This is a genomic window from Bradyrhizobium sp. 190 (genome assembly GCF_023073415.1).
Taxonomy (GTDB): Bacteria; Pseudomonadota; Alphaproteobacteria; order Rhizobiales; family Xanthobacteraceae; genus Bradyrhizobium.
The window spans coordinates 106,650-131,387 of sequence record NZ_JADPJL010000001.1 but is presented as its reverse complement, the minus strand read 5'-3'; the positions used below and the strand labels follow the sequence as shown (position 1 = coordinate 131,387).

Here is a 24,738-nt window from a genome sequence, read left to right as displayed (position 1 = left end):
GTCTCCTCACGCCGCTTCCAGGAGGCGGTCCTTGCTGATCTGTTCGTTGGCAAACTCCCGCACGACAGCGCCGCGCTTGAGCACGATGACGCGGTCGGCGAGCGACAGCACCGTCTCCGGCTCGGTGGAGAGCACGATGATGGCGAGTCCTTTTGCGCGTAGATCCCTGACGATGTGGATGACGTCGTTCTTGGCGCCGACATCCATGCCGCGGGTCGGCTCGCACAGCACCAACAGCCGCGGCGGATAGCTCAGCCATTTCGCCAGCGCCACCTTCTGCTGATTGCCGCCCGACAGCATGCCGAGGTCGAGATCGACGGCCGCGGGCCGGATCCGCAACTGCTCGACCTGTCGATTGGCGATCGCTCGCTCGCGAGACGGCTTGAGCAGCAATGACGAGATGCGATCGAGGATGCTGATCGAGACGTTCTTGTAGACCGGCTCCTGCAGGAACAGCATGTCGCGGCGACTCTCGGGAACGAAGGCGATCCCGGAACGCCTGGCATCCGCCGTGCTGCGGAAGGCCTTTTGGTTGCCTGCGACCGCGAGCGTGCCGAGGTCGGGCTTTATTTTGCCGAACAGGATTCGCGCCAGCTCGAGCTGCCCGCATCCCATGAAGCCGTAGATGCCGAGCACCTCGCCGGCGCGGGCCTCGAACGAAACCTCGCGCAGGCGGCCCGCCAGCGTCAGCCCGTTTGCGTTCAGCACCACTGGCTGATCGGTCGGCGGCGGCAGCATGATGTCGTGGGTGTAGGTCTCCTCCAGGGCCTCGCGGCCCTTGCCGATCATCGCCTCGATCAGGGCCGGCTTGCTCGTCTCCGACGCGGCGGTTTCCGCGACCTTCCTGCCGTTGCGGAACACGGTCACGGTGTCGGAGACGCGCAGGATGTCCTCGATGAAATGCGAAATGAAGACGATGCTGGTGCCTTCGTCGCGCAAACGCTTCAGCGTCGCGAACAGGCGTTCCACTTCCGGCGGCGACAGCGCCGAGGTCGGCTCATCGAGAATGATGATGCGGGCGCCCGAGAACAGCACGCGGGCGATCTCGATCAGCTGCTGCAGTCCGATCGGGAGGTCGCCGAGCCGCGACATCGGATCGACGTCGATGCCGAACCTCTTGAGCTGCTCGCCGGCCTCGCGCGCCATGCGCCGCCATTGCACCAGACCTACGCGGTTGGTCGGCTGGTTGCCGAGAAACACGTTCTCCGCCACCGTTAGATCAGGCGCCACGCTGAGTTCCTGATGAACCATCGCGATCCCGGCCGCGTGCGCGTCGCGCACCGATCGAAATCGGGTCTCCCTTCCGTCCAGCACGAACCGGCCGGAAAAATCCGCATGCACGCCGGCGATGATCTTCATCAGCGTGCTTTTCCCCGCGCCGTTCTCGCCGACGAGACCATGGATCTCGCCGGCGGTCAGCGCGAAGTCGACTCCACGAAGGGCTTCGACGCCGCCGAAGGCCTTCGTGATGTCGTGCAGTTCGAGGATGGGCTGCTGTCCCCTGGACATGCTGGTTCAGATCAGGAAGTGATCCTCCATCCATTGCATGCCGGCCGCGTTGGCTTTCGTCACCACCGGGCCATCCGTGATCACGTGCTTCGGGATACCCTGTCCGCTCTTCTCGCCCGCGGTCACCGCGGCGACGCCGGCGACGATGGCGCCGCCATGGATGCGGCAGGAGGGATTGCGGACGGTCGCGAACATGCGGCCTTCGCTCACTGCCTGGATCGCTGGCGGCATGGCGTCGACGCCGCCGATCAGGATGTTGGTGCGGTTGCGCGCCTTCATGATGTTGTAGGCGGCCAGCGCCATGTCGTCATTGTGGAAGAAGGCCGCATCGATCTGCGGGTGCTTTGTCAGATAGGTCTCCCACAGCCGCGCCGTCTTCGAGACGTCCCAGTCCGCGGGCTGGGTGTCGAGCACCTCGATGTTCGGGAATTGCTTCACGACGGTGTTGAAACCCTTGGCGCGGCCCTGTGCGCCGGTATGGCCGAGCGCGCCTTGGGTCATGATGATCTTGCCCTTGCCACCCATCGCGTTGCAAAGCGCCTGCGTCACCGAAGCGCCCATGAATTCATTGTCGGGCGCCAGGAACGAATGAACCTTGATCTGGTCGAGCGGCGCAATCAGCGTGTCCATGTCGATCACGGGAATGCCGGCATCGATCATCTTCTGCACCGGCTGGGTCAGTGTGCCGATGCCGAACGCCTGGATGGCGACGAAATCCCATTTCTGCGAGGCCATGTTGTCGATCGCGGCGCGCTGCTTGACCGCGTCGAGCTGGCCGTCGAACCAGGTAACCTCGACGTTGAACAGCTTGCCCCACCATTCCGCCGCCTGCTTGCCCTGCGCGCACCAGGTGGCCTGCAGGCCCGCATTGGAGAACGCCGCCTTCAGCGGTTTCTCCGAACGTGCGGCTGCCGCCAGCGCCGGGTTGATGCCCAACCCGCCGAGCAGGGCGGTGGATGCGCCAGCCGCCGCCGCTGTCTGAAGAAGATTACGCCTTGTCGTAGAGGATTTCTCAGTCCCGGACATTGCTCGCTCCCTCGTTTGTCATTTTATTACCGACGGCGTCGATTGCACGCACCGCGGATTGAGGCAGTCTTTCACACTCGGCGCATTTGCGCCACCGGTTGGCCCGATGCCGGCAACAATGACGTCTCACTAATCTTTGTGGCTGATAGGCCGCGGTCAGGGGCTGGCAATTTCACACTGCGCTGCAACGAGACCTTCGATCTCGCCGAGCAATGTTCGCCACGCCGCATCGATTTCGTCCGACCAGTCCGCTCCGATGATGTCGCGCAGCGTCTGCGCGATGATGCCGAAGAACGCGACGAACAAGTCGTTCGGCGTGCCGTAGGCGTCGTGCGAGGAAACCTCTGAGATGATCAGGCGGAAATGACCGGTGCGTTCGCCGGCAAAATCCAGAATGGCGTCGATCGTCAACGCCAGCATCGAACCCTGGACAAGTTCGCTGCCCTCGGTGCGGAACATCGTCCGCGCTTCGGGATGCGCGTCGAACAAGCGACGATAGACCAGCGGCGTCAAATCCTCGCAACGCTCGGCGGCTAGTTCAAAACTTCGCTCGATCGGATTTGACGATGCCATCATTGCCGCTTGCGATCGTCGGAAAAGACGTCTCGCAAAAAGAAACGTCTCGAAAAAAAAGAGCAGGGCGCCAAGCCCTGCTCAAAAATTGTGTCGACCCTTAATTTCCCCGAAAATTTAGATTTGCTCTTGATTGTCGAGGCGACGCTGCTTGTGCGCGTCAGGGCTCCTCCCGAGACTTGGACCACCAAGCTAAACCTCTCGGCCAGCCTGAGCCTGAATTGGTAGACCATCTTTTTCGTCTTGTCACCATTTTCGGCAACGTTTGTTCAAAATTCCAGCAATCTGCGAAATGATTGGGAAGTTACTACTGATGGTTGTGGATTTAGCTGCAATACCCCCGAGGCTTGGTATCGGAGTAGGGCGCCCTTCAAAAGCTGCAAAACGCATCGTTTTTTGCCAGCTTCTCTCCTTGGAACGGCAACATACTTCCGGGAACCTGATCTCGACTTCGGACTCTCATGGTGATTAAGGTTCGAAGCGGATGGGTTTGCGATGCGCCGGCGGTTGAAGAATTTTCTGCCAATTGTCCTGATTGCTCTGGTGGTGCAGATTTTTGCACCGATCGGCGCATGCTGGGCGGCGAGCATCGTGGCCTCCGATCCGCTCGCCGGCGCCGTCATCTGCCACGGCAATGGTGCGCCCGGTGCAGGGCAGACCGACCCAGCCGGCCACCGCGCTCATGATGGATGCTGTTCGGTTTGCAGCGTGCTGCACACCGGCGCGCCGGTCGATGTACCGCAGACTGCGGCGATCGCCGTCGAGCGGGTTGCCGAGCAGGTGGCCTGGTTCGATTTTGCCTTCCGGCTGACGAACGCTCGCGCCGGTTCACACGCGCAGGCGCGCGCGCCTCCCGCCATTTCCTGACGACCTGGAACACCCAATGATCGGTGCGGCGACTGCCGTGCCGGTTGGTGCAGTCATTGAAGCCGGCCAAAGAGCTGGCGTCAGGAATATCTTATGTATCGTTATCATGCCTTGGGTGGCGCGAGCCTGCTTGTGCTCGGCAGCGCGCTCACCCTTGCGCCGTCGACCGCAGAGGCCCAGACGGCGTTGCCGGCGGTGACCGTCGAGGCGCCGCGCGCAACGGCCGCCAGACCCGCGGCCCGAAGGCCGGCCGTTCGCTCGTCCGCCCGGACGCAGGCGAGGCCGCCTTCGGCCAACCCCGCGCCTTCCGCGTCGCTAACCGCGGGCATTACGCCGAGCGTGGCGCGCGCGCTGCTTTACCAGGCGCCCAATGGCCAGACCGAGACGACCATCGATCGCAGCCAGTTTGACAACCGGCCGGCGTTCTCCGTGGCCGACGTGCTGCGCGAGAGCCCCGGCATCTCGGTGAAGCAGGGCAACGGTCCGCGCGATATCGGCATCTCGATTCGCGGCTCCAACGCCCGCAACGGTTTTGGCATCCGCAATCTCGTAATCTTCGACGACGGCTTCCCGGTCACGCAACCGGACGGGCTGTCCCGCAGCGACCTGATCGATCCGCGTGCCTATGGCGCGATCGACGTCATCCGGGGGCCATCGTCGGCGCTCTATGGCAATTACGCGACCGGTGGCGCGCTAAACTTTCGCACCCGCCCGGGCGGCACGATCGACGGCGCCGAGTATGGCGTCGATGGCGGCAGTTTTGGCTACCTCAACAACTATCTAACTTACGGCAGGAAGGTCGGCAATTTCGAGGGCTCGCTGTTCGCCAGCGATGCGCGCGGCGACGGGTTCATCGGCAATAGCTGGTTCAATACCCAGACGGTGAATTTTTTAGGCACGTTACAGGTGACGCCCGACGACCGGTTTACGGTCAAGTTCATCAACAACAATCTCGATACAAGGCTGCCGCTCCGCCAGACGCTCAGCCAGTATTATCAGAATCCGTTCCAGCAGGGCTGCACGACGGGTACGACCGCCGCGCTCGGATGCCCGGTGGTGCCATTGTTCAACAATGGCTTTAATGGCGCAACGACATCCCACACCGCTACTCAGGCGGGCCTTGGCCGCGACGACAGGCGAACGATCGTCGGCGGGCGATGGGAGCACGATTTCGACAACACGACGACCTGGCGCAACCAGTTCGTGTTTGACGATCGGAACATCAGCCAGCCGACCGGAGGCACCAGCGCGATCGGCGATTTTCCGTCGTACAATTACATGAGCGACGTCACCAAGCGCGGCGAAATTCTCGGCTTGGAATCCACCACCTATTTCGGTGCCTTCTACAATACGCTGACAGCGTCGAGCGACTCGAGATTCGTGATGCCGGGCGGCAACGCCACGCTGGGCAGGCTGCAGAGCAATACCTGGAGCGAGACCACGAACTACGGCGTTCGCGCGCGCGAGGAATTGAAGCTGACGCCGCAATTGACCGCCATCGCCGGGATCGGCTGGGAAGCGACGCATCTGAAGGGAATCAATACGGCCTACAATTACGGGACATCGCCGGTTCCGAACCCGACGATCATTCCGACGACTGCCGACCGGCAATTCCAGAACACCGCGCCCGAGCTGGCGCTGCTCTACAAGCTGAATCCCGAGTGGCAGTTCCGCGGGCGTGTTGCCACCGGATACGGCACGCCGCAGATCGGAAATCTCTTCGTCCTTTCGGACGGTACACCCGGCAATAACACGCAACTCCAGGCGCAACAAAACCTCGGCTACGATCTCGGCTTCGACTGGACGCCAAACAGCGCGCTCAAGTTCAGTGCGACCGGCTTCTATGAGTTCTTCCGCAACGAACTGGTGAGCCAGGCGACACGCACGGCCGGCGTCAGTTACATGTTCAACGCGCCGCGATCCGAGCATCGCGGCGTGGAGCTGGCCGCTGACTGGAAATTCTATCCCGGCTGGCGCTTCACCGCGGCCTATACCTATCTCGATCAGTACTACACCGAATATACCGAAGACCTTAGAAGCCAGGGCGCAGGCGGGACGGTCTTCAGCTTCAACCGCGCGGGCAACAAGATCCCTGGTATCTCGCCGCACGAACTGACGGCGCGTCTTGGTTATGAGCAGATGTGGGGGCCGCTTGCAGGGCTCGGGGCGTTTGTCGAGGTTCAGTGGAAGGATTCGTTCTACATGGACAACGCCAATTTGCAGAAGGCGCCCGGCTACGAACTGGTCAATCTCAACGTCCACTACAAGACGGACCTCCAATCCGACTACTTCAAGTCGTTGAGCATGTATGTCGAAGTCAGGAACGTGTTCGACCGGACCTACGTTGCGTCTGCCAACAACATCGGCAATTCGGTCAGCGCGGTCGGCCTTCAAGGTCTCAGCACGACCGGCTCGATCTACGCCGGCTCGCCGCGCGCATTCATTGCCGGAATGAAGCTGGCGTTCAAATGACCGGACAACACTGCAGGAGGAGTAAAGCCATGCTGCGAATGAGCCTGCTCGCGACGCTCGCCTTCTCGCTTTGCCAAACCGCAGCGCAAGCGCAAATGAGCCATCATCAGCATGCCTCGGAAGCGGCGTGTGAGGAGGTCGCGTTGCGCTGCGCGTCGAAGGTGACGCCGGCCTTCGCGCCAGATGGCACGCTGTGGCTCGCCTGGATGGCGGGGGGCCAGATATCGGTAGCGAGTTCGAAGGATCAGGGACGCAGCTTTTCGACGCCGGTTCAGGTAACCAAGGAAAAGCTCAAGCTCGACTGGGGCCCGGATGCGCGTCCCCAGATCGTCGTCGAGAAAAACGGCGGCGTCGCGCTGGCGTTTTCGATCTTCAGGGACAAGGCGTTCAATGGCCAAGTGCTCGCTACCCGGTCGATCGACGGCGGTCAAAGCTTTGCCGAGTTGCAGCCTATCACCGCGAGTAACGAGAGCCAGCGTTTCGCGGCGCTCGGCCTCGATGCTGATGGCTCGGTGTTTGCGGCTTGGATCGACAAGCGCAACCGGGTACCCGCGCAGCAGGACGGCAAGAAATACGAAGGCGCAGGGTTGTTCTTCGCATCGTCGAAGGATGGCGGCGCGACTTACTCCGAAGCGCGTTTGGCGAGCGACAACACCTGCGAGTGCTGCCGGCTTGGTCTGGCATTCGCAGGCCCCGGCCGTCCTGTGGTCGTGTTCAGGAACATCTTCGAAGGCGGTGTGCGGGATCACGCGGTCATGACGTTCGCCGATCCGGCCACGCCAAGCGAGGTTCGCCGCGTCAGCAATGACGATTGGCAGATTTCGGCCTGCCCGCATCATGGTCCAAGTCTTTCGATCTCGGCTGCGGGCACCTATCACGTGAGCTGGTACACCAACGGCAAGGCCCGCAAGGGGCTGTTCTATGCCCGCTCGGACGACCAGGGCCGTACGTTTTCCGATCCGCTTCCGCTCGGCCGATCCGACCGCAATCCGACGCGGCCGTACGTTCTTGCCGGCCCGCACGGCGCCACCATGGCCTGGAAGGAGTTCGACGGCGAGAAGACCTCGGTCAACGCGATGACTTCGCATGACGAGGGCAAGAGCTGGTCGACGCCGGTCGCGATCGCCACGACGACTGATACCTCCGACCACCCGCTGCTGGTCAGCGACGGGCACAAGACCTACCTTTCCTGGATGACCAAGGCCGACGGATATCGCCTGCTGCCGATCGGAGACGGATCATGAAGCGCCTCCTGCTCGCCGCTATATTCCTCCTTACCTGTCTGGCCGCCGCCCCGGCAGCCGAGACGCCGTCCGAGCTCAAACCGTTTGTGCGAGGGAGCTGGCAGGAGGTGCTGCGTTCGCACGCCGGCCGACCAACGCTGGTGCATTTCTGGGGCGTCACCTGCGGCCCCTGCAAGGTCGAGTTGCCGCTGCTCGGGCAATTCATGAAGGAGCATTCCGAGGTCGACGTCGTGATGATCAGCGCCGATCTCGTTCCGAATCTGCCGGGTGCTGCGCGCGCGATGCTGGAGAAGGCCGGGCTGGGAACGGCGGAGAACTGGCTTTTCAGCGATGGTTTTGTCGAACGCCTCCGGTTCGAGATCGACCCGGCCTGGCAGGGCGAGATTCCGCGCACGCTGCTGATTGCGCGGGACGGAGCCGTCACCACCATAGAGGGTTCGGCCGAAATATCGGACCTCGAGAAGTGGCTAGCTCAACAAAAAGCTGTAATGAGATGAGAAACGAGCTTATTGGGTATTGCGGCGACTCGGGCGCTTTGGGGTGACCATGCGACGGCGACTGGAAGTCTTCATTCCAATCGTACTGCTCTCGATCATGGTGCAATTGCTGGCGCCGATCGGGGCATTTCGCGCGGTCGCATATGCGGTCTCCGATCCGCTTTATATGGCGACGATCTGTTCCGGCATGGCGTCATCGCAGGACGCCTCACAGACGACGCCTGCCAAGGCACAGCACGGCGCCAATTGCTGCGGGTTCTGCAGCGTCAGCCATGGCGGCGCCGTTGCGGTCGATCCGCCGCCGCTGATCTTTGTCGTCTTGCAGCGCCAATACCAGCTCATCACATGGCTGGAAGCTACGGATCATATGCCGTCGGTGGGCGCTGGTTCGCACGCACAGGCGCGAGCGCCACCTTCCATTTCCTGACCTCACTTGACCTCCGTCAAATGGTGCGGCCCGCGGCCGTGCCTGTTCGTTCAGTTGAGCAAAGCCGGCCCAAGAGCTGGTGTCAGGATTATCCATGTTTCGTCTTGCATCACCCGTCGGGCTCGTGCGCAGCACGGTGCTGGCATCGGCCGCCGTTTTTGTATCGCCGTTCAGCGCCGAGGCGCAGAGCGAACGACAGAGCCTTCCGCCGGTGACTGTTACCGCGCCGGAACAGAAGCGCGCCACCAGCGCCCGTCCACCCCGCAGCGCGGCGCGGTCCGCGCGCCCCGTCCGGCAGGTGCGCGCTCCGGCGCCGCCGGCCGCTGGCGATCAGGGGCAGGGCGGCCGCGGCGCCCTGGCGGTGCTCAGCGCGCAGCAGGCGCTGACCGAGATCAACAACACCCCGGGCGGCGTCGCGGTCGTGCCGGCCGCGGCCTACAGGAATTCGACCGTCGCCAACACCATCAAGGACATCCTGGATTATGTGCCTGGCGTCTTTGCCCAGCCGAAATGGGGCGACGATACGCGGCTTTCGATCCGCGGTTCCGGCCTGTCGCGCAATTTCCACTTGCGCGGCATCCAGCTCTACATGGACGGCATTCCGATCAACACCGCTGACGGCTACGGCGACTTCCAGGAGATCGACCCGACCGCCTACAAATATGTCGAGGTCTGGAAGGGCGCCAATGCGCTGCAGTTCGGCGCAAACTCGCTCGGCGGCGCCATCAATTTCGTGATTCCGACCGGCCGCGATCCGTGGCCGAACGGGGTGTCGGCCGATATGGGCGCATTCGGGTTCAAGCGGCTGCAAGCCAATGCCGGCGGTGCAATCGGTCCATGGGACGGTTTCGTCACCGCGTCGACCCAGGCCTCGGATGGCTTCAGGGACCACAGTTCCGGCAGCGCCACCCGCGTCAGCGGCAATGTTGGCTACCAGTTCTCGCCGGACGCCGAAACACGGTTCTATTTCAACGCCAATGAGATCCGCCAGCGCATCCCCGGCACCGTCACCAAGCAATCGGCCTTGACCGATCCCCAAGCTGCCGCGCCGGCAAACGTCGCGCTGGATCAGCAGCGCAACCTCAATACCGTCAGGCTCGCCAACAAGACGACAATCCGGTTTGAAGACACCAAGGTCGAATTTGGCGTCTTCGGCGTCGATCGCCATTTGATGCATCCGATCTTCCAGTGGCTCGATTACAGCTACAAGGACTATGGCGGCTTCGCCAAGGTGACCGATGACCGCTTTATCGGCGGCTTCCGCAACCGCCTGGTCGCCGGCATCAACGTCCTCAACGGCAGCATCGACAACCAGCAATTCGCCAATCTCGGCGGACAGAAGGGCGCGCTGCTGTCGTCGTCGATGGACCGCTCGAAAAACACCTCCCTCTATATCGAGGACAGTTTCTACTTCCTGCCGAACGTCGCAGCGATTGCCGGCACGCAATTCCTCTACGCCACCCGCGACCGGCAGGATCGCTTCCTCAGCAATGGTGATCAGTCGGGATCGACCGAGTTCAATCTCTGGTCGCCGAAGGCCGGCCTGCTCTGGAATATCGATCCGACCTGGCAGGCTTTTGCCAACATCTCGCGAAGCGCCGAGGTGCCAAGTTTTGGCGAAAGCGCGAATGTACCGGGGGTCGCGATCATTCCCTTCACCAGCATCCGCCCGCAGACCGCTACGACCTATGAGATCGGAACGCGGATGAAGCGGCCCGACTATGCCTGGGAGCTCACCGCCTATCGCTCCAATATCCGAAACGAACTGCAATGTCTCTACAGCGCGTTCGGCAATTGCAACGTCACCAACGCGGACCGCACCGTTCACCAGGGCATCGAAGCGGGAGCGGGCGCCGCGATTTTCCAGGGCATCTTCAACAACGGCCCGGCGCCGGACAAGCTCTGGCTGAACCTCGCATACACGTTCAACGATTTCCGTTTCGACAATGATGCAGCCTTCGGCAACAACCTGTTGCCCGGCGCCCCGCGCCACTACCTCCGGGCCGAGTTGCTGTACAAGAATCCGACCGGCTTCTATTTCGGTCCCAATGTCGAATGGGTGCCGCAGGCTTATTTCGTCGATAGTGCGAATACGCTGAAGACCGAGGCCTATGCGCTGCTCGGGTTGAAGGCTGGCTTCGACAACGGCGGTCCGATTTCGGCCTATATCGAGGGGCGCAATCTTCTGAACAAGGCCTATATCGCCAGTACCAGCATCATTAATCAGGCAACTCCCACATCGCCCTTGTTCGAGCCCGGCAACGGAAGGGCAGTTTTTGCGGGGATGAAGTACAGATGGTAGGTATCCATCCGACGCAGACCAATGCGGAACCCAGTTGAATACGAAAGTCGAACCATGAAGAACATTATGCGCACGCTTGCTTGCGTGGCCGCCCTGTTTGCTTTCCTGGGCGCACCCGCGCATGCCCAGGAGGTCAAGGCCGGCGATCTCGTCATTACGCAGGCCTGGAGCCGCGCCACGCCCGGCGGCGCCAAGATTGCCGGCGGCTATCTTACGATCGAGAACAAGGGCACTGCGCCAGATCGCCTGATCAGCGGCTCCGGCGATTTCGCCGGCAAGGTCGAGATTCACGAGATGGCGATGAACAACGGCGTCATGACGATGCGGTCGCTCGACAAGGGGTTGCCGATCGAGCCGGGAAAGACCGTCAAGCTCGCGCCGGGCGGCTACCATTTGATGCTGATGGATCTGAAGACGCCGCTCAAGCAGGGCGACAAGGTGCCGCTCACGCTCGAGTTCGAGAAGGCCGGCAAGGTGACGCTGTCGCTCGATGTGCAGGGCGTTGGCGCGCAGGCGCCTGCGGGCGGGGATCATTCCGGCGGACACATGAAGAAGTAGGGGCCAGCCAATGTCGAAGATTGTTTTTGCCGTCACCGCGCTGGCTGCGCTATCGGCGTCTCAGGCCACCGCTCATGTCACCCTCGAGAAACGGCAGGCGCCAGTGGGCTCATACTACAAGGCGGTGTTCGCCGTGCCGCACGGCTGCGCGGGATCGCCGACCGTCAAGCTGCGGGTGCAAATTCCGGAAGGCGTGATCGGCATCAAGCCGATGCCCAAGCCCGGCTGGACCGTCGAGACGGTCAAGGGCAAGTACGTCACTGAGTATGAGTTTCACGGTGGGAAGATTTCCGAAGGCGTCAAGGAAGTGGTGTGGAGCGGCGGCAAGGTCGCCGACGACAATTACGATGAATTCGTCTTCTCCAGCTATCTCACGGCGGGCCTGAAGCCGGACACCACGCTGTATTTTCCCGTGGTGCAGGAATGCGAGCAGGGGGTTAGCCGCTGGATCGATACTCCGGCGGAAGGCCGTACCGGTCATGGACATGACAGCAAGACACCAGCGCCGGGGCTCAAGCTAACTACGAAGCCGTAAAGCAATCCCGATGGCGCGTGTGCTCGCGAGCCTTGCCGCGCTGCTGTCGGCGCTATGTATTGCGAGCGCCGCGTGGGCCCATGCGACGCTTGTCTCTTCGGAACCGGCCGACGGCAGCGTGCTGGCGCAGCCGCCGAAGATGGTGCAGTTGAACTTCAACGAGAGCATCACGCCGGCCGTGATCGGCGTCATCGATGCCAATGGTAAGGCGCGCGACGTCGCCACGCGCGCGGTCGGCCAATCCGTGCTGATCGTTCTGCCCGACGACCTGCCGCTGGGCACGCAGATCGTCAGCTACCGCGTGGTCTCGCAGGACGGCCATCCCGTGGCGGGATCGATGGTGTTTTCAATCGGCGCCGTGACCGGGAGCGCACCGCCGGCGAAGACAGGTCCGCTGGCGGTGCTGATCTGGCTGGCGCGGATCGGGGTCTATCTCGGGCTGTTCGTGGGCGTCGGCGGCGCGTTCTTCGCGGCCTGGATCGGGCAGGACCCGAGCGGATCGACGGTCAGCCGCGGCGCGCTTGCCATCGGTCTCGTTAGTGCAGTGGCTTCGCTCGGCCTGCAGGGCCTCGATCTCCTCAACCTTCCCCTTGGCGGCATCGCGACGTCGGCGCCGTGGACGAGCGCGCTCGCTACCTCGCTCGGGCCGTCGCTGTTGATTGCGATCGTGGTGATGGCCATCGCCTGGTTCGCATGGCAAAGCCCGAGCATCCTGATCGCCTGGGTGTTGAGCACGCTCGCGATAGTGGGCGTCGGGCTGTCGCTGGCGGCCAGCGGGCATGCGGCGACCGCCTCGCCGCAATGGCTGACCCGGCCATCGCTGTTCCTGCACGGCGTCGCTGCGGCCTACTGGGTCGGCGCGCTGGCGCCGCTGGCCGCCATGGTGCATCGGCGCAATGCCGACCTGCCGCGCGTGCTCAAGCAGTTTTCGGCAATCGCAATGCTGCTGGTCGGGCTGCTGGTGCTGAGCGGATTGGTGCTGTCAGTCATCCAGCTCGGGAGCATTCGCGCGCTGATCGAAACCCAATACGGCATCCTTCTCTCGATCAAGCTGACGCTGGTGATCTCGTTGCTCGCCCTTGCGGCGCTGAACCGGTTTGTCTTCTCGCCCACGGTCGTTGCGGATTACGAGAACAGCCGGCCGCTGCTGCGGTCGATCGTGCTGGAATGCGTTCTCGTCGTTGGCATCCTTGCGGTCGTCGCCGGCTGGCGCTTCACGCCGCCGCCGCGCGCCTCAGTTGATCCTGTTGCCGCGCCGCTCTCGGTTCATATCCATACTGATGCAGCGATGTTTCAGGTGCTGGTTTCGCCGGGCAAGGTCGGCGCCAACGACTTTGTGCTGCAGTTGATGACGGGCGACGCAGCCCTGCTACCGGCCAAGGAGGCGACGCTGATCCTGAGCTTGCCGGAGCGCGGCATCGAGCCGATGGAGCGTCGCGCGACGCTCGGGCCGGACGGCTACTGGCACGTGCGCGGCGTGGCGCTGCCGCTGCCCGGCCGTTGGCGGATGCAGATCGAGGCGCTGGTGACAGACTTCCAGAAGATCACGCTGCAAGACGAACTGCAGGTGCGCTGACACCTGCCAATAATTTGCAGGATGGGTAGAGCGCAGCGAAACCCATCATTTCTTGTGGGGATCGCTTCGCTCCACCCATCCTACGAAACCACGCCAAAATGGGCTTCAAATCCGCGTTTCCTGCGGCTTTTCACACTTCCCGGCCTTGTATTTTGGCACCCGATCCGGTTTCACTGCACCTCTTCCGGTATCCCACTGATTCCTTGAGTTGTCCCATGCGGTTGTCGCGGTTTTTTCTACCCATCCTGAAAGAGAATCCGAAAGAGGCGGAGATCGTCTCGCATCGGCTGATGCTGCGCGCAGGCATGATGCGGCAGGAAGCGGCCGGCATCTACGCCTGGCTGCCGCTGGGCTTTCGGGTCCTGAAAAAGATCGAGCAGATCGTCCGCGAGGAACAGGACCGCGCCGGTGCGCTGGAACTGTTGATGCCGACGCTGCAGCTTGCCGATCTCTGGCGCGAGAGCGGCCGCTACGATGCCTATGGTCCGGAGATGCTGCGCATCGCAGACCGCCACAAGCGCGAATTGCTGTACGGGCCGACGAATGAGGAAATGATCACCGAGATCTTTCGCGCTTACGTCAAATCCTACAGAAGTCTGCCGCTCAATCTCTATCACATCCAGTGGAAGTTCCGCGACGAGCAGCGCCCGCGTTTCGGCGTGATGCGCGGCCGCGAATTCCTGATGAAGGACGCTTACTCGTTCGACATCGACGAGGCGGCGGCGCGCCGTTCCTATAACCGGATGTTCGTTGCTTATTTGCGCACCTTCGCGCGGATGGGACTGAAGGCAATCCCGATGCGCGCCGAGACCGGCCCGATCGGCGGCGATCTCAGCCATGAATTCATCGTGCTGGCGGAAACCGGCGAATCCGGCGTGTTCTGCAACAGCGACGTGCTCAACCTGCCGATCCCGCCCGATGACGTCGATTATGACGGCGACCTCACAGACATCATCAAGCAATGGACGTCGGTCTACGCCGCGACCGAGGACGTTCACGATGCCGACCGCTACGAACGCGAAGTGCCTGCCGACAAGCGCGTCAATACGCGCGGCATCGAGGTCGGCCAGATCTTCTATTTCGGCACCAAATATTCCGATGCGATGAAGGCGCTGGTTGCCGGCGCCGACGGCGTCGACGTGCCGATCCATGGCGGCTCCTATGGCGTTGGCGTCTCGCGCCTGGTCGGCGCCATCATCGAGGCTTGCCATGACGACGCCGGCATCAAATGGCCGGAGGCCGTCGCGCCGTTCACTGCCGTGATTTTGAACCTGAAGCAGGGGGATGCTACCGTCGATGGCGCGTGCGAGAAGCTTTATCGCGAGCTTCAGGCCAAGGGAATCGACGTGCTCTATGACGATACCGACCAGCGCGCCGGCGCAAAATTCGCGGCCGCCGATCTGATCGGTATCCCCTGGCAGATTCTGGTCGGGCCGAAGGGACTTGCTGAGGGCAAGCTCGAGATCAAGCGGCGCAGCGACGGTTCGCGCGAGAATCTCAGCCCGGCGGAAGTGGTAGCGAGGATAGCGGGATAAGATATCCACTGTGGCGGTAATGTTGGCCATTAAGGCCACATTTGGCCCGAATCATGGGATTATCGAGTAATGGATGAGACCATGAACGAGACAACCCGAACCCCACCTTTTGCGCCCTTCGAATGGCTGTTGTCCGGGCGTTATCTGCGTGCGCGTCGCAGGGAAGGCTTTATTTCGGTCATCGCCGGCTTTTCGTTCCTCGGCATCATGCTCGGCGTCGCCACGCTGATCATCGTGATGGCCGTGATGAATGGCTTCCGCAAGGAACTCCTGGACAAGATCCTCGGGCTGAACGGGCATCTCCTGGTGCAGCCGCTGGAATCGCCGCTGACCGACTGGAAGGACGTCGCCGAGCGTATCAGCCAGGTCGACGGCATCCGCCTTGCCGCGCCGGTCGTGGACGGTCAGGCGCTGGCGTCTTCGGCCTTCAACGCCGCCGGTGTACTGGTGCGCGGCATGCGCTCCGCAGACCTGAACAACCTCACCTCGATCGCCAAGAACATCAAACAGGGCACGATGGAAGGTTTTGACGAGGGGCAGGGCGTCATCATCGGACGCCGGCTCGCCGATCAATTGTCGCTGCACGCCGGCGACACCATCACGCTGGTCGCGCCCAAGGGCGCGGTGACCCCGATGGGCACGACGCCGCGCATAAAGCCCTACAAGGTGGCGGCCGTATTCGAGATCGGTATGTCGGAATATGACGCCAGCTTCGTGTTCATGCCGCTGCCGGAATCGCAGGCCTATTTCAACCGCAAGGACGACGTGACCGCAATCGAGGTGTTCACCACCAACCCCGATCGAATCGACGTGTTCCGCAAGAGCGTGACGGAGGCCGCAGGAAGGCCGGTGTTCCTGGTCGACTGGCGGCAGCGCAACTCGACCTTTTTCAATGCACTTCAGGTCGAGCGCAACGTGATGTTTTTGATCCTGACCATGATCGTGCTGGTTGCCGCGCTCAACATCGTCTCGGGCCTGATCATGCTGGTCAAGGACAAGGGGCAGGACATCGCCATCCTGCGCACGATGGGCGCCTCGCAGGGCTCGATCATGCGGATATTCCTGATCACGGGCGCGGCGATCGGCGTGGTCGGCACGCTGACCGGATTCTTCGTCGGCATGCTGATCTGCCTGAACATCGAATCGATCCGGCAGTTCCTGTCCTGGATGACCAACACCGAATTGTTCTCGCCGGAACTCTACTTCCTCTCCCGGCTTCCGGCCGAGATCGATTTCGGCGAGACCACCGCGGTCGTGATCATGGCGCTGACGCTGTCGTTCCTGGCGACGCTCTATCCGTCCTGGCGCGCCGCGCGCCTCGATCCCGTCGACGCGCTCCGGTACGAGTGAGGACGAGATGGCCGAGGAGGCAGAAGATGTACCGATTATCTATCTCCACGAGATAAAACGGGAGTACAAGCAGGGCGAGGCGACGTTGACCATTCTCAACGGCGCCAAGCTGGCGCTGTGGGCGGGGCAGTCGGTGGCGCTGGTGGCGCCGTCGGGTTCGGGCAAATCGACGCTCCTGCATATCGCAGGGCTGCTCGAAAGCCCCGATGAGGGCGAAGTCTACGTCGCGGGCACGCCGACCTCGCAATTATCAGACATCGAGCGCACCCAGATCCGGCGCTCCGACATCGGCTTCGTCTATCAGCAGCACCGGCTGCTGCCGGAATTCACCGCGCTTGAAAACGTCATGCTGCCGCAGATGATTCGTGGGCTCAAACGTTCCGAGACGATCAAGCGCTCGGAGGAGATCCTGGCTTATCTCGGACTCGGCGAGCGCATCACGCACCGGCCGGCGGAACTCTCCGGCGGCGAACAGCAGCGTGTCGCCATCGCGCGCGCAGTTGCCAATGCGCCGCGGGCGCTATTGGCCGACGAGCCGACCGGAAATCTCGATCCGCATACCGCCGATCACGTGTTCAAGGCGCTGATGCAGCTCGTGAAGGCGACGCAGGTCGCGATGCTGATCGCCACCCACAATATGGAACTGGCCGGCCGGATGGACCGGCGGGTGTCGCTGGTCGACGGGCAGGTCGTCGAAATGGAATAGTTGTGTTCAGTAAGCGCCGTGCCTGCGCGCCGGCCGATCCTGATACGCATTTGCAAAATAGGGATTGACGACGCATTGCGCCGAGCGGCCCGAGGCCGACGCGTTGCATTGAGGAATCGACGTATACCTGCACTCATAATAGGTGACCGGGCCGTAGACATGCAGGCAGACCGGATATCCTCCGCCGTAGGTCTGGGCGCGCGCCGGCGCGGCGGCCGAAATCGTTCCGATTGCGAGAATTGCCAAAGCCAGAATGCGCATCAGAATCTCCTACGGAATTGGCGGCTGCGATCGGTCTGCATTTCCGTCTTGGCGCTGAAATAGGGATTCGCAGCGCAATATGCTCAAATCAAACAGAAAACGCTCAGTAGCCATTGTAGTACCGCTTGTAGCGGCGTGCCGACGGTCCTTGAGATGCAGGTGCGAAATACGGATTGATCACGCATTGCGCCGAGCGGCCCGAGGCCGACGCGTTGCATTGAGGCAGGGTGTAATAGGTACAGTCGTAATAGCTGATCCTGCCATAAACATGCAGGCAAACCGGAAAGTTGGGATCGTAAGTCTGTGCCTGCGCCGGTGTTGCGGCCGAGGCCGCTGCGATTGCCAAAATTGCCAAAGCCAGAATGCGCATCAGAATCTCCTTCGGGACTGGCGGCTGCGATCGGTCTGCATGTCCGCCCTGGCGTTGAAATAGGGATTCGCAGCGCAACTAGCATCCCGCCCGGAGGCGGTTGCCTGGCACTGCGCCAGCGACGAAAAACTGCAGTCGCCGGCACCGGCGCCGAAATCGCAGCCCTTGATGCAGTAGGGAAGCTCGCGCGCCGCCGCCGGCATCGCAACTGCTGCCGACACAGCTCCGGCCGCCATGAGCGCCAGCCATGCCCTTCGCATGCATCCTCCGCCGGTAGCCCCAAGAGTCTCAACTGGAAGCTTCACTGGAACCCTCAGCCGCTAACCAGACGATCCACCCACGCCCGCGTCAAATCACGTTCGCGCGTTGGATGTTCAGCGTGAGCATGCGGCGCGATAAGCCTCGGTAGCGCTCAGTATCTGCCGTAGCCGGGAGCGGGCGGCAGCGCGCGGCCGGGCAGCGGGCGATACGCTTCGGGCGGCGGTTCGCGCTCGCCGATATAATAGGGATTGGCGATGCAGTAGAGAAACCGTCCCGAAGCGGTTGCCTGGCACTGCTCGTAACTAGTGAAAGTGCAGTGGCTCAGCCCCGGATACTCGTTTCCCTGAAGGCAGAACGGATATCGGCTGCCGACCGCTTCGGCAGGCGCGGCGCCGAGTGCGGCCAATCCGCTCGCGGCCAGCACGGCTAGAATCACCTTATGCATTTCGAATCTCCTCATCGTACTTCCGCGCTTTGCCGGTTCCACTTTCATCGACACAAGCCGTACTCGCGTAGTCCCGTCAACCCATTCCACCCTGCAATACCGTCACAAAGTTGAATGTGAATTCTTTGCGGCGGGTTCCAGTGCAAAGTTTCGAAAAACGCCTGCAGCACAACATTAACTTGCGTTCACACTGCGGCCGTTTGATGTGCGTTGTTGCAGTGAGGTTACAGTAATTCGAACGAACGATGCTATGAGCAAGGCACGGCCTTGGGGGCTGTCAAAAACGGAACGGGAATAAAAAGAATGAAGAAGGTTTTGCTTGTTACTGCCAGTCTGATCGCGCTCGGCGCGACTGCGCCGGCTGTTGCTGCGGATCTCGCTGCGCGTCCTTACACCAAGGCGCCCCCGATGGTCGCTGCTGTGTATGACTGGACTGGTTTCTACATCGGTGCGAACGGCGGCTGGGGTTCGAGCCGCAACTCCTGGGATCTGGTTGGCTTTGGCCCCGAAGGCTCCCATGACTCGACCGGCGGAACCGTCGGTGGCCAGATCGGCTATCGCTGGCAGGCCGGCACGTTTGTGTTCGGCCTTGAAGCCCAGGGCAACTGGGCCGACTTCTCGGGCAGCAACACGAGCCTGCAGTTCCCGGCCTTCCGCAACCACACGAACGTCGATGCGTTCGGCCTGTTCACCGGTCAGGTCGGTTATGCCGTCAACAACGTCCTGCTCTACGTCAAGGGCGGTGCTGCAGTGACCTCGAACAGCTACCGCGTCACCAACGTTGTAGGCGGCGCGCTCGCTGGCGTCACCGGCGACGACACCCGTTGGGGCGGCACGATCGGCGCCGGCCTCGAATACGCCTTCGCCCCGAACTGGTCGGTTGGCGTCGAGTACAATCACCTGTTCATGCAGGACCGTACCTACAACTTCACCGACCCGGCCGGCGCTCCCTTCGGCACCGACCGCATCCGTCAGGACGTCGATCTCGTCACCGCCCGCCTGAACTACAAGTTCGGCGGCCCGGCGGTTACGAGGTACTGATTGCGCGCGACCTGCGACCAACAACGAAGCCCCGGGCATTGTCCCGGGGCTTTTTTGTTGCGGCGAGGAGCCGGTTAGCCTTCGCGAATCATCCGCGAACGCTGTCCTGCCTAGTTCGATTATGGCGCAGTTCCGGGGCTGGAAAACGGGCGGTTCCGGGCGCATATTTCGGGAATGGCGACAATTGTTCAATGCAATTGCGGCGCCGAGTACAGACGCACTGAAGAGAAGTTCTTGGTACCGCAAACGGGTGACGCGGTCTGCACGGTCTGCGGCGCTGCGCTGGAATCGTGGTTGGAGACCACCCACGTTCCCTCATACGAACTTATTGAACGTCCACAGACAGAAGGTGGGCATGACAAGCCACCCCATAAGCCCTAGCGACCCCAACCGGCTCGCCATCGCGATGCTGGAGCAGTGGAGCTAGCGAACTATAAGCCGGAATATCAATTCGTCGTCCGGCAACACGCTATCGGCAGAGCATTCCGTTGGGACATGCGCGGTGCGGCGCCGTGAGATCCGCCGCTAGGCCGTCACACAGGTCGAGAATTAACCACAGGGGTTATTCTTTAAGCTGACCCACTACCGCCGCTTGACTCCCAGAACAAAAAAGGAACAATGTTCCTCATATGTTCTCATATCGTAGGGAGTCGGACGATGTTGCGGATGTTCGTGGAAGAAGCGGCGGCGCTGGCGTCGATTACGCTGTTTGTCGCGATGATCGCGGTCTGGGCGCAGGTGATTCCGCAGCTTTGATGCGGGGGGCGGCCGACCCAAGCCGTCTAGCGGACGGGCTGGGGAAAAGCCGGATGGCGGGCGCAGAAGCTGCGTTCCGCGTGGACTCGGCAAGGCCAAGGCATCACCATTGCGGCGGCGAGTCGGTGCGCATCAGCGGCCGATGATCGCTCCCCACCATGATGCAAGAGCCCGTTAAGCGACCATGTCCAATGCCGGATTCGTTCATCTTCACGTTCATTCGGCATATTCGCTGCTGAAGGGCTCGATCAAGATCGCCAAACTCGGCGAATTGGCCAAGACGGACCGCCAGCCCGCGCTGGCGCTGACCGACACCGACAACATGTTCGGAGCGCTGGAATTCTCCGACAAGATGGCGGGCTACGGCATACAGCCGATCGTCGGCTGCGAGCTCGCTGTCGATTTCGGCGATCAGGACCCGAATGCACGCAATGCGCTGGCCTCAGCGCCGTCGCGAATCGTATTGCTGGCGGCGCGGGAGCGCGGCTACCGCAGCCTGATGCGGTTGAACTCGCGGGCGTTTCTGGAAACGCCGGTGCATCAATCCCCGCACATCAAGCTCGAATGGCTGGAAGACGATGCCGAGGATTTGATCGCGCTGACCGGCGGCCCCGACGGCCCGATCTCGCTGGCGCTGCATGCCGATCACGCAGCCCTTGCAGCCGCCCGGTGCGACCGGCTGGCGAGCCTGTTCGGCGATCGCCTCTATGTCGAATTGCAGCGCCACGGCATCGACAAGGAGCGCCGCGCCGAATCCGGCCTGATCGATCTCGCCTATGCCAAGGGATTGCCGCTGGTTGCGACCAACGAGCCATATTTCGCATCGAATGACGATTATGAGGCCCACGACGCGCTGCTCTGCATCGCCGGCGGCAAGCTGATCGCCGAGACCGATCGCGAGCAGCTCACGCCCGATCACCGCTTCAAGACGCGCGCCGAGATGGCGGTCCTTTTCGCCGATATCCCGGAAGCGCTCGCATCGACGATCGAGATCGCCGAGCGTTGCTCGTTCCGTCCAAAGACACGAAAGCCGATTCTGCCGCGTTTCACGGTCGGCGCCGCCTCGGGCTCGGACGCGGTGAGCGAGGAGGCCGCGGAGCTGGAACGTCAGGCCCAGGAGGGGCTCGCGCGGCGCCTGCAGGTGCATGGCCTGTCGCCCGGCACCACGGAAGAAGACTACGCGAAGCGTCTCGCCTTCGAGATCAACGTCATCAACCGCATGAATTATGCGGGCTACTTCCTGATCGTCTCGGACTTCATCAAATGGGCCAAGGCCCATAACATCCCGGTCGGTCCCGGCCGCGGCTCGGGCGCAGGCTCGCTGGTCGCCTACGCGCTGACCATTACCGATCTCGATCCGATCCGCTTCGGCCTGCTGTTCGAACGCTTCCTCAATCCCGAACGCGTGTCGATGCCGGACTTCGACATCGACTTTTGCCAGGACCGCCGCGGCGAGGTGATCGACTACGTGCAGCAGCGCTACGGCCGCGATCAGGTCGCGCAGATCATCACGTTCGGTACCTTGCAGGCGCGCGGCGTGCTGCGCGACGTTGGCCGCGTGCTGCAGATGCCGTATGGCCAGGTCGACAAGCTGACAAAACTGGTGCCGCAAAATCCGGCCGCGCCGGTGACGCTGGCGCAGGCGATCGAGGGCGAACCGAAGTTGCAGGCATTCCGCGACGAGGATCCGGTGGTCGCGCGTGCCTTCGACATCGCCCAGCGCCTGGAAGGGCTGACGCGCCACGCCTCGACCCACGCCGCCGGCATCGTGATCGGCGATCGCCCCTTGAGCGAACTGGTGCCGCTCTACCGCGATCCCAAATCCGACATGCCGGTGACCCAGTTCAACATGAAATGGGTCGAGCCGGCGGGGCTGGTGAAGTTCGACTTCCTCGGCCTGAAAACGCTGACCGTGCTCGACGTCGCTGTAAAACTGCTCAGGCAGCGCAACATCCACGTCGATCTGCCGACGCTGCCGATCGACGATGCTCCGAGTTACCAGATGCTGGCGCGCGGCGATGTGGTCGGCGTGTTTCAGGTGGAAAGCCAGGGCATGCGGCGGGCGCTGATCGACATGCGGCCCGACCGCTTCGAGGACATCATCGCGCTGGTGGCGCTCTATCGCCCGGGCCCGATGGCCAACATCCCGACCTATTGCGCGCGCAAGCACGGCGACGAGGAGCCGGAATATCTGCATCCGATCCTGGAGCCGATCCTGAAGGAGACGTTCGGCGTCATCATCTATCAGGAACAGGTGATGCAGATCGCGCAGGTGATGGCCGGCTATTCGCTCGGCGACGCCGACCTGCTGCGCCGCGCGATGGGCAAGAAGATCCGCGCCGAGATGGAAAAGCAGCGCGCGATCTTCGTCGCCGGCGCGGTCAAGAACGGCGTGCCGAAGGGGCAGGCCGATACGATCTTCGAGCTGCTCGCCAAATTCGCCGACTACGGCTTCAACAAGAGCCACGCGGCCGCCTATGCGCTGGTGTCCTATCACACCGCCTACATGAAGGCGCATTACCCGGTGGAGTTTCTGGCGGCGTCGATGACGCTCGAACTCAACAACACCGACAAGCTCTCGGAATTTCGCGCCGAAGCGCAGCGGCTCGGCATCAAGGTCGAGGCGCCGAACATCAACCGTTCGGGCGCCACCTTCGAGGTCGGCGAGAACACGATTTACTATGCGCTGGCCGCGCTGAAGGGGGTCGGCATCCAGGCGGTCGAGCAGATTGTGGAGGAGCGCAAGAAGGGCGCCTTCACCTCGCTCGCGGACTTCGCCGCGCGGGTCAATCCGCGCGCGATCAACAAGCGCATCATCGAAAGTCTCGCCGCTGCCGGCGCATTCGACACGCTCGAAACCAACCGCGCCCGGGTCTTTGCCGGCGCCGATGCCGTTCTCGCCGCCTGCCAGCGCAGCCACCAAGCCGCAACGATCGGTCAGAACGACATGTTCGGCAACGCCGCCGACGCGCCGACCATCATGCTGCCGCAGATCGAGCCCTGGCTTCCGGCCGAAAAGCTCCGCCGGGAATACGACGCCGTCGGCTTCTTCCTGTCCGGCCACCCGCTCGACGACTACGCGACGGTGTTGAAGCGACTGCGCGTGCAGACCTGGGCGGAATTCTCGCGCGCCGTCAAAACCGGCGCGACCGCGGGCAAGGTCGCGGCCACTGTCGTGTCGCGTATGGAGCGGCGCACCAAGACCGGCAACAAGATGGGCATCATGGGGCTGTCAGACCCGACCGGGCATTTCGAGGCGGTGCTGTTTTCCGAAGGGCTTGCGCAATATCGCGACGTGCTGGAGCCGGGGGCGGCCGTATTGCTGCAGCTCGGCGCCGAACTGCAGGGCGAGGACGTGCGCGCCCGGGTGCTGCATGCCGAGCCGCTGGATGACGCCGCGGCCAAGACCCAAAAAGGCCTGCGGATTTTCGTTCGCGACACCAAGCCGCTGGATTCGATCGCGCGACGGCTCAACATGCCGGAAGCTGCCGCGCCAAACGGTCTGGCAAAGGGCCTGCCGGCCAAACCTGCGCCCGCGCCATCGGGGGGCGCCGATGGTGACGTCTCGCTCGTCATCATGCTCGACCTCCAGACCGAGGTGGAGATGAAGCTGCCGGGGCGCTTCAAGGTCTCGCCGCAGATCGCGGGCGCGATCAAGGCGGTTGCGGGCGTGGTGGACGTGCAGACGCTGTAGGCCGTCGCGGATTTTGCAACCCCAAAGTGCAACGCGCTCGTTGCATTTTGATGACAACCTGTGATTTTGCGGGCGCGGAAACGCCAGCGCAGTTGCAACCATTTCGAGCTTTGGCTAGAGAATGGCCGGGGAATGGATTTTGGGGCGTAATGTGTTTTGGCGGGGCGTGGCGTTACTGATTTCGGTCTTGCTGCTGGGCGGCTGTGAGACCCAAAGAGACGGGCTGGATTACGCGGCGATAGCGCGGAAGGTGGGCCCGCCGAAAGCAGGGCACGCACGTATCGTGGTGCTACGCGAAAAAGGCTTTGGCGGCATCGTCGATGGGGCGTGGGACGTTCAGCTCGATGGAACGCCGATGATCGGCCTCAAGACCGGCACCTTCGCCTTCGCCGATCGTCCAAACGGCAAGCATGAATGACGGCTACCGAGGCCGCGTTCCCGGGCGTGACACGGCACGAAATCACGGCCCAGGCTGGCCAGACTCAATTCTTCGTGGCGCGGACAAGTAAGAGAAAAAACGCCATGATGGCCACCGCGGCCGGAACCGGAGGCGGATTGTTGGGGCTGGCGCTCGGCACCGCATTTACCTCGGGCTATGACAATCCCGGGCCGATCGACTTTTTTCCGCTGGACGAGGCGGCCGCGAGAACAACCATTGCGGAGCTGAAGCTGGCCCAATAGCGCCGGCCGTGGATAGGCCGGCGCGGCCTTGCCGTGACAGACCTGCATGAAG

The 24,738-nt window shown here is 62.5% G+C and carries 23 protein-coding genes; 16 read left to right on the top strand and 7 right to left on the bottom strand.

Features of this window, described 5'->3' with window-relative positions; genetic code table 11:
• Positions 1–6 precede the first annotated feature (6 nt).
• The 3 genes from IVB22_RS00590 to IVB22_RS00580 all read right to left on the bottom strand — a co-directional run bounded on the left by IVB22_RS00590 (position 7) and on the right by IVB22_RS00580 (position 3,111).
• Positions 7–1,509: a sugar ABC transporter ATP-binding protein gene (locus tag IVB22_RS00590; protein ID WP_247515403.1), complete on the bottom strand. Its 1,503-nt coding sequence runs from the start codon at positions 1,507–1,509 to the stop codon at positions 7–9.
• Positions 1,510–1,515: 6 nt separating this feature from the next.
• On the bottom strand, positions 1,516–2,535 hold the full coding sequence (locus IVB22_RS00585) for a sugar ABC transporter substrate-binding protein (RefSeq protein ID WP_247515402.1): 1,020 nt from the start codon (positions 2,533–2,535) through the stop codon (positions 1,516–1,518).
• 156 nt (positions 2,536–2,691) lie between these two features.
• Positions 2,692–3,111, bottom strand: a complete 420-nt coding sequence (locus tag IVB22_RS00580; protein WP_247515401.1) for a globin — start codon at positions 3,109–3,111, stop codon at positions 2,692–2,694.
• A gap of 492 nt (positions 3,112–3,603) precedes the next feature.
• Between IVB22_RS00580 and IVB22_RS00575 the strand changes: the two genes are divergently transcribed.
• The 12 genes from IVB22_RS00575 (at position 3,604) to IVB22_RS00520 (ending at position 17,177) form a co-directional block, all read left to right on the top strand.
• Positions 3,604–3,975 carry a DUF2946 domain-containing protein gene (locus IVB22_RS00575; RefSeq protein WP_247515400.1) on the top strand — a complete coding sequence of 124 codons (372 nt, stop codon included), beginning with the start codon at positions 3,604–3,606 and terminating at the stop codon, positions 3,973–3,975.
• A 93-nt stretch (positions 3,976–4,068) separates the two neighbouring features.
• A complete protein-coding gene (locus tag IVB22_RS00570; protein WP_247515399.1) occupies positions 4,069–6,447 on the top strand; it encodes a TonB-dependent receptor in 2,379 nt (792 codons plus the stop codon).
• A 29-nt stretch (positions 6,448–6,476) separates the two neighbouring features.
• A complete protein-coding gene (locus IVB22_RS00565) occupies positions 6,477–7,691 on the top strand; it encodes a sialidase family protein (protein ID WP_247515398.1) in 1,215 nt (404 codons plus the stop codon).
• Positions 7,688–8,188 (top strand): TlpA disulfide reductase family protein, encoded by a 501-nt coding sequence (locus tag IVB22_RS00560; RefSeq protein ID WP_247515397.1) that lies wholly within the window; start codon positions 7,688–7,690, stop codon positions 8,186–8,188. The genes IVB22_RS00565 and IVB22_RS00560 overlap by 4 nt, the downstream gene beginning before the upstream one ends.
• Before the next feature lie 49 nt (positions 8,189–8,237).
• Complete coding sequence (locus IVB22_RS00555) at positions 8,238–8,615, top strand: DUF2946 family protein (protein WP_247515396.1); 378 nt, start codon at positions 8,238–8,240, stop codon at positions 8,613–8,615.
• 94 nt (positions 8,616–8,709) lie between these two features.
• Positions 8,710–10,917 (top strand): TonB-dependent receptor, encoded by a 2,208-nt coding sequence (locus IVB22_RS00550; RefSeq protein WP_247515395.1) that lies wholly within the window; start codon positions 8,710–8,712, stop codon positions 10,915–10,917.
• Between the two features lie 54 nt (positions 10,918–10,971).
• Positions 10,972–11,475: a copper chaperone PCu(A)C gene (locus IVB22_RS00545; protein ID WP_247515394.1), complete on the top strand. Its 504-nt coding sequence runs from the start codon at positions 10,972–10,974 to the stop codon at positions 11,473–11,475.
• A gap of 10 nt (positions 11,476–11,485) precedes the next feature.
• The gene (locus IVB22_RS00540; protein ID WP_247515393.1) at positions 11,486–12,010 is read left to right on the top strand and encodes a YcnI family protein; all 525 of its coding nucleotides are present in this window, start codon (positions 11,486–11,488) and stop codon (positions 12,008–12,010) included.
• Between the two features lie 10 nt (positions 12,011–12,020).
• Positions 12,021–13,586: a copper resistance protein CopC gene (locus tag IVB22_RS00535; RefSeq protein WP_247515392.1), complete on the top strand. Its 1,566-nt coding sequence runs from the start codon at positions 12,021–12,023 to the stop codon at positions 13,584–13,586.
• Positions 13,587–13,801: 215 nt separating this feature from the next.
• On the top strand, positions 13,802–15,121 hold the full coding sequence (gene proS / locus IVB22_RS00530; protein ID WP_247515391.1) for a proline--tRNA ligase: 1,320 nt from the start codon (positions 13,802–13,804) through the stop codon (positions 15,119–15,121).
• Positions 15,122–15,190: 69 nt separating this feature from the next.
• Positions 15,191–16,471 (top strand): lipoprotein-releasing ABC transporter permease subunit, encoded by a 1,281-nt coding sequence (locus IVB22_RS00525; protein ID WP_247515390.1) that lies wholly within the window; start codon positions 15,191–15,193, stop codon positions 16,469–16,471.
• Between the two features lie 7 nt (positions 16,472–16,478).
• Positions 16,479–17,177 carry an ABC transporter ATP-binding protein gene (locus IVB22_RS00520; RefSeq protein ID WP_247515389.1) on the top strand — a complete coding sequence of 233 codons (699 nt, stop codon included), beginning with the start codon at positions 16,479–16,481 and terminating at the stop codon, positions 17,175–17,177.
• Positions 17,178–17,183: 6 nt separating this feature from the next.
• Here IVB22_RS00520 and IVB22_RS00515 read toward each other — a convergent pair whose 3' ends face one another.
• The 4 genes from IVB22_RS00515 to IVB22_RS00500 all read right to left on the bottom strand — a co-directional run bounded on the left by IVB22_RS00515 (position 17,184) and on the right by IVB22_RS00500 (position 18,514).
• Complete coding sequence (locus IVB22_RS00515) at positions 17,184–17,438, bottom strand: DUF3551 domain-containing protein (RefSeq protein WP_247515388.1); 255 nt, start codon at positions 17,436–17,438, stop codon at positions 17,184–17,186.
• A 103-nt stretch (positions 17,439–17,541) separates the two neighbouring features.
• Positions 17,542–17,808 carry a DUF3551 domain-containing protein gene (locus IVB22_RS00510; RefSeq protein ID WP_247515387.1) on the bottom strand — a complete coding sequence of 89 codons (267 nt, stop codon included), beginning with the start codon at positions 17,806–17,808 and terminating at the stop codon, positions 17,542–17,544.
• The gene (locus IVB22_RS00505; RefSeq protein WP_247515386.1) at positions 17,808–18,068 is read right to left on the bottom strand and encodes a DUF3551 domain-containing protein; all 261 of its coding nucleotides are present in this window, start codon (positions 18,066–18,068) and stop codon (positions 17,808–17,810) included. Before IVB22_RS00505 ends, IVB22_RS00510 begins: the two co-directional genes overlap by 1 nt.
• A 152-nt stretch (positions 18,069–18,220) precedes the next feature.
• Positions 18,221–18,514 carry a DUF3551 domain-containing protein gene (locus IVB22_RS00500; protein WP_247515385.1) on the bottom strand — a complete coding sequence of 98 codons (294 nt, stop codon included), beginning with the start codon at positions 18,512–18,514 and terminating at the stop codon, positions 18,221–18,223.
• A 303-nt stretch (positions 18,515–18,817) separates the two neighbouring features.
• Here IVB22_RS00500 and IVB22_RS00495 point away from each other — a divergent pair, with 303 nt between their 5' ends.
• From IVB22_RS00495 to IVB22_RS00480, 4 genes are all read left to right on the top strand, one after another.
• On the top strand, positions 18,818–19,555 hold the full coding sequence (locus IVB22_RS00495; protein ID WP_247515384.1) for an outer membrane protein: 738 nt from the start codon (positions 18,818–18,820) through the stop codon (positions 19,553–19,555).
• Between the two features lie 940 nt (positions 19,556–20,495).
• Positions 20,496–24,005 (top strand): DNA polymerase III subunit alpha, encoded by a 3,510-nt coding sequence (gene dnaE / locus IVB22_RS00490; RefSeq protein ID WP_247515383.1) that lies wholly within the window; start codon positions 20,496–20,498, stop codon positions 24,003–24,005.
• A gap of 121 nt (positions 24,006–24,126) precedes the next feature.
• Positions 24,127–24,423: a DUF2846 domain-containing protein gene (locus IVB22_RS00485; RefSeq protein ID WP_247515382.1), complete on the top strand. Its 297-nt coding sequence runs from the start codon at positions 24,127–24,129 to the stop codon at positions 24,421–24,423.
• On the top strand, positions 24,420–24,686 hold the full coding sequence (locus IVB22_RS00480) for a hypothetical protein (RefSeq protein ID WP_247515381.1): 267 nt from the start codon (positions 24,420–24,422) through the stop codon (positions 24,684–24,686). The genes IVB22_RS00485 and IVB22_RS00480 overlap by 4 nt, the downstream gene beginning before the upstream one ends.
• Positions 24,687–24,738 lie beyond the last annotated feature (52 nt).

Bases quoted from the DNA above. Each gene is read 5' to 3' on its own strand.
- IVB22_RS00565 (WP_247515398.1), top strand. From the start codon at position 6,477: ATGCTGCGAATGAGCCTGCTCGCGACGCTCGCCTTCTCGCTTTGCCAA.
- IVB22_RS00580 (WP_247515401.1), bottom strand. From the start codon at position 3,111: ATGATGGCATCGTCAAATCCGATCGAGCGAAGTTTTGAACTAGCCGCC.
- IVB22_RS00510 (WP_247515387.1), bottom strand. From the start codon at position 17,808: ATGCGCATTCTGGCTTTGGCAATTTTGGCAATCGCAGCGGCCTCGGCC.
- IVB22_RS00520 (WP_247515389.1), top strand. From the start codon at position 16,479: ATGGCCGAGGAGGCAGAAGATGTACCGATTATCTATCTCCACGAGATA.
- IVB22_RS00500 (WP_247515385.1), bottom strand. From the start codon at position 18,514: ATGCATAAGGTGATTCTAGCCGTGCTGGCCGCGAGCGGATTGGCCGCA.
- IVB22_RS00540 (WP_247515393.1), top strand. From the start codon at position 11,486: ATGTCGAAGATTGTTTTTGCCGTCACCGCGCTGGCTGCGCTATCGGCG.
- dnaE (WP_247515383.1), top strand. From the start codon at position 20,496: ATGTCCAATGCCGGATTCGTTCATCTTCACGTTCATTCGGCATATTCG.
- IVB22_RS00505 (WP_247515386.1), bottom strand. From the start codon at position 18,068: ATGCGAAGGGCATGGCTGGCGCTCATGGCGGCCGGAGCTGTGTCGGCA.
- IVB22_RS00585 (WP_247515402.1), bottom strand. From the start codon at position 2,535: ATGTCCGGGACTGAGAAATCCTCTACGACAAGGCGTAATCTTCTTCAG.
- IVB22_RS00535 (WP_247515392.1), top strand. From the start codon at position 12,021: ATGGCGCGTGTGCTCGCGAGCCTTGCCGCGCTGCTGTCGGCGCTATGT.
- IVB22_RS00480 (WP_247515381.1), top strand. From the start codon at position 24,420: ATGACGGCTACCGAGGCCGCGTTCCCGGGCGTGACACGGCACGAAATC.
- IVB22_RS00495 (WP_247515384.1), top strand. From the start codon at position 18,818: ATGAAGAAGGTTTTGCTTGTTACTGCCAGTCTGATCGCGCTCGGCGCG.
- IVB22_RS00485 (WP_247515382.1), top strand. From the start codon at position 24,127: ATGGCCGGGGAATGGATTTTGGGGCGTAATGTGTTTTGGCGGGGCGTG.
- IVB22_RS00550 (WP_247515395.1), top strand. From the start codon at position 8,710: ATGTTTCGTCTTGCATCACCCGTCGGGCTCGTGCGCAGCACGGTGCTG.
- IVB22_RS00525 (WP_247515390.1), top strand. From the start codon at position 15,191: ATGGATGAGACCATGAACGAGACAACCCGAACCCCACCTTTTGCGCCC.
- IVB22_RS00545 (WP_247515394.1), top strand. From the start codon at position 10,972: ATGAAGAACATTATGCGCACGCTTGCTTGCGTGGCCGCCCTGTTTGCT.
- IVB22_RS00555 (WP_247515396.1), top strand. From the start codon at position 8,238: ATGCGACGGCGACTGGAAGTCTTCATTCCAATCGTACTGCTCTCGATC.
- proS (WP_247515391.1), top strand. From the start codon at position 13,802: ATGCGGTTGTCGCGGTTTTTTCTACCCATCCTGAAAGAGAATCCGAAA.
- IVB22_RS00560 (WP_247515397.1), top strand. From the start codon at position 7,688: ATGAAGCGCCTCCTGCTCGCCGCTATATTCCTCCTTACCTGTCTGGCC.
- IVB22_RS00570 (WP_247515399.1), top strand. From the start codon at position 4,069: ATGTATCGTTATCATGCCTTGGGTGGCGCGAGCCTGCTTGTGCTCGGC.
- IVB22_RS00590 (WP_247515403.1), bottom strand. From the start codon at position 1,509: ATGTCCAGGGGACAGCAGCCCATCCTCGAACTGCACGACATCACGAAG.
- IVB22_RS00575 (WP_247515400.1), top strand. From the start codon at position 3,604: ATGCGCCGGCGGTTGAAGAATTTTCTGCCAATTGTCCTGATTGCTCTG.
- IVB22_RS00515 (WP_247515388.1), bottom strand. From the start codon at position 17,438: ATGCGCATTCTGGCTTTGGCAATTCTCGCAATCGGAACGATTTCGGCC.